Source organism: Tunicatimonas sp., from assembly GCF_049647865.1.
GTDB lineage: Bacteria > Bacteroidota > Bacteroidia > Cytophagales > Cyclobacteriaceae > Tunicatimonas.
In genome coordinates, this window is record NZ_JBARYM010000135.1 from 1 (window position 1) to 2,760 (window position 2,760).

Genomic DNA, 2,760 nt, shown 5'->3' on the forward strand with positions numbered 1-2,760 from the left:
CGACTGTGATTGGGCCGCCCAGACAAAAATGAACATCAACTAACGCACGCGTGCAGAGGTGGCACATTCAGGCAACAAACTCCGGTTAAAAATACATGGGAGTATCATACTTCCTATCAGTCACCGCAATGATTAAAAGAAAAGTTACTATCATCATAAAAACCAAAGAAGTTGATTAATCATACGTTAATGAGAAAAAGCCGTCATGGAATCAAGCAGTCTATTAAATCAAATTAAGGAGTCAATCAGAACGACCGATCCTACGGCTGAAGCTTATCTATTTGGGTCACGGGCCAGAAGTACCCATCGGGAGGATTCTGATTGGGACGTATTAATTCTAGTGGATGTCCCGGTTGTATCTTACGATGTAGAGAATAAATTTAGAGACGCACTGTACGACCTAGAATTAGCTTCAGGGGAGATTATATCTATCTTCATTTATCCTAAAGATTATTGGCGAGAGTCGTTAAAGTTCTCCCCCCTTTACAGTCACATAAACCGTGATGGCCTAAAACTACAGTGATTAAGTTAAGAAAGAAAACACCCGGAACATTACCTCCGTAAGAAACGCCAACACTCGGCATAGTATGCAACACCTTCTTCACCTTATATTTAAGGGTAAAAACCAATCATGAAGAAGAATACCATTGAAGCGCGGATGCTAGCCGGTCGTTTAGCCCTGGAAAACGCTCGTAATAATGCTGAGATCAAAGCAGCTCTGGCGCAGTACGGCTATAACAGTGCTCGCATACAAGAAGGAGAAGACACACTGAATGCCGCCGCCGAATGGCAGCAAACCCAAAAGGACCTGTACACCAACAAAAACGAACTTAGCCGTCAGTTGGCGGAAGACGAACAGGAAATGTTGGCAGTGTATACCAATCACTTAACGATTGCTCGTTTTGCCTTCCGTCACGACGAAGTATGGCAAAAAACATTGCAGTTGAAGGGCAACCGCGCCGTTGGGCGAGCCCGAAAGTTAGATCAAATCCGTACGTTCTACCGTCGCCTAACGGCACCAGCCATCAATACCTTGAAGAAATTCGGAGCGGTAACGGAGGAAATTACGCAGGCCCAAGCGATGGCCAATGCGCTGGTCGATGTGCTCAGCAATCGGCAAAACAAACTAGCTCAAGCCCAACAGGCTACCCAATTTCGTAATCAAACCCTAGAGGCCTGGAATACTTGGTTTGATAAATTCAGTCGCGTAGCCGAAGTAGCATTAGCCGATCAGCCCCAGTTATTAGAAGCCCTCAGTGTAGAAGTTCGCTCCTAATTAATGACAAATGAATAGTGATTGATGTATCTTATTAGTCATCAATCACCACTCATTATTCATGACTTGCCCCTCAATAATCGGTGCGTATTCTGCGTTATGGAGAAAACGAGCTATTCATGAGAAGTATATTATTGGGAGTAGGACTGCTATTGTTCTTTACCCAGTGTCAGGAATCTAATGTGGAGTACCCCGCTTCTTCGCTGCTAGGCACCTGGCAACACGCCGACAACGCAACAACCATTCAGTTTGGTCGCAACCAAACGTATACGGTGCAGTTAGCTCCGAATGCCTCCTTTCAGCTATCGTACCGCCTAGAAAGTACCAAACAGTTGGTTCTCTTTGATTCGGTGATTACTCGTACATACGCAGTAGAATTTATTAGTCCCGAACGGTTGCAACTCACCGATATGAATTTGCCTACCGACCTTGGTATTGAGCCGAGCAGTAGTATTTTTCACCGGACTAAGTAATCCATTTGGTTTAAGCGGGTCTACCTCCTACATTTGGCAGCTTAGTGATCTACCTTGCCATGCGCTTGTTTTTACTGAGTCTTATAATGTTCCTTTACAGTTCTATCGCTGTAGCCCAGATGGTTGACACAACGGAATTACCCTACCAGCAGATACCCGAGCACCCCGCAGAATACTCTCCCGGTAATATTCTATCGCGAATGATTGATGGGTTAGGCTTTCGTTATTACTGGGCTACCGAAGGACTCACCAAGAAAGATTTAGCCTTTACTCCCAGCGAGGGCAGCCGAAGCACGCAAGAAACCTTGATTCATCTCTACGGATTGAGCGAAACCATTGTTAATGCTCCCCAGAATCAGCCTAATATCCGTCCTACTAATTGGTCTCAACTTTCGTTTGATACGCTGCGCCACCGCACCTTGACTAATTTTAAAGTAGCTAGTGACTTGTGCCGGGGCAAAACGGCCGATGAGGTAGCAGAATTCACTATTATCTTTCAAAGTGGCGAGCGAAGCAGAGAGTTTCCTTACTGGAATATGATTAACGGGCCTATTGCCGATGCAATCTATCACACTGGGCAGATCGTCGTCTTCCGCCGCACCTCAGGCAATCCGATTAACCCAAAGGTGGATGTTTTTTTGGGGCGAACGGGTTCTTGATCACAGTATACGCCTAACAACTAAGTTGGCTGAGCAACCTTAGTTGTATAGAATGCCTGCACGAAGAACACGTGCGGAAGGGTTAGAATTGAAATAAGAATGAAAAACAGTAGATACGGCGATTGCAGCAACCCCCACTGTTGGTTGACTAAGAAAACGAAGGAAAAAATTATTAGGGCGGATATACTGAGCGGAAGAGCAGTTTTAGCAAAGCTCAAAGCTGAGAAGTACGGCTTTAGCAATCGCATTTTTTTGATCTCAATACGCACTGAGATAAGAGAATGCCACAGCCCGAAGTAGATAGAAAAGCCCACTAACAGCGGGGTATAGTACGCCAGTCCAATAATTAATA

5 protein-coding genes are annotated in these 2,760 nt (G+C 45.1%); 4 read left to right on the plus strand and 1 reads right to left on the minus strand.

Annotated features, from left to right (window positions below):
* The first annotated feature begins 205 nt into the window (after nucleotides 1–205).
* The 4 genes from WBA23_RS04285 (at nucleotide 206) to WBA23_RS04300 (ending at nucleotide 2,408) form a co-directional block, all read left to right on the plus strand.
* Nucleotides 206–523, plus strand: a complete 318-nt coding sequence (locus WBA23_RS04285) for a nucleotidyltransferase domain-containing protein (RefSeq protein WP_424581013.1) — start codon at nucleotides 206–208, stop codon at nucleotides 521–523.
* Between the two features lie 108 nt (nucleotides 524–631).
* Complete coding sequence (locus WBA23_RS04290; protein WP_424581014.1) at nucleotides 632–1,276, plus strand: hypothetical protein; 645 nt, start codon at nucleotides 632–634, stop codon at nucleotides 1,274–1,276.
* A 119-nt stretch (nucleotides 1,277–1,395) separates the two neighbouring features.
* A complete protein-coding gene (locus tag WBA23_RS04295; RefSeq protein WP_424581015.1) occupies nucleotides 1,396–1,749 on the plus strand; it encodes a hypothetical protein in 354 nt (117 codons plus the stop codon).
* Nucleotides 1,750–1,868: 119 nt separating this feature from the next.
* Entirely contained in the window at nucleotides 1,869–2,408 is a 540-nt protein-coding gene (locus tag WBA23_RS04300; protein WP_424581016.1) for a DinB family protein, read from the plus strand.
* Nucleotides 2,409–2,428: 20 nt separating this feature from the next.
* On the opposite strand, the gene WBA23_RS04305 is transcribed toward WBA23_RS04300, so the two are convergent.
* On the minus strand, nucleotides 2,429–2,760 hold a 332-nt coding region (locus tag WBA23_RS04305; RefSeq protein ID WP_424581017.1), incomplete at its 5' end, for a Brp/Blh family beta-carotene 15,15'-dioxygenase.

Coding starts and splice junctions, on each gene's coding strand:
- WBA23_RS04285 (WP_424581013.1), top strand. CDS start 206: ATGGAATCAAGCAGTCTATTAAATCAAATTAAGGAGTCAATCAGAACG.
- WBA23_RS04295 (WP_424581015.1), top strand. CDS start 1,396: ATGAGAAGTATATTATTGGGAGTAGGACTGCTATTGTTCTTTACCCAG.
- WBA23_RS04290 (WP_424581014.1), top strand. CDS start 632: ATGAAGAAGAATACCATTGAAGCGCGGATGCTAGCCGGTCGTTTAGCC.
- WBA23_RS04300 (WP_424581016.1), top strand. CDS start 1,869: ATGGTTGACACAACGGAATTACCCTACCAGCAGATACCCGAGCACCCC.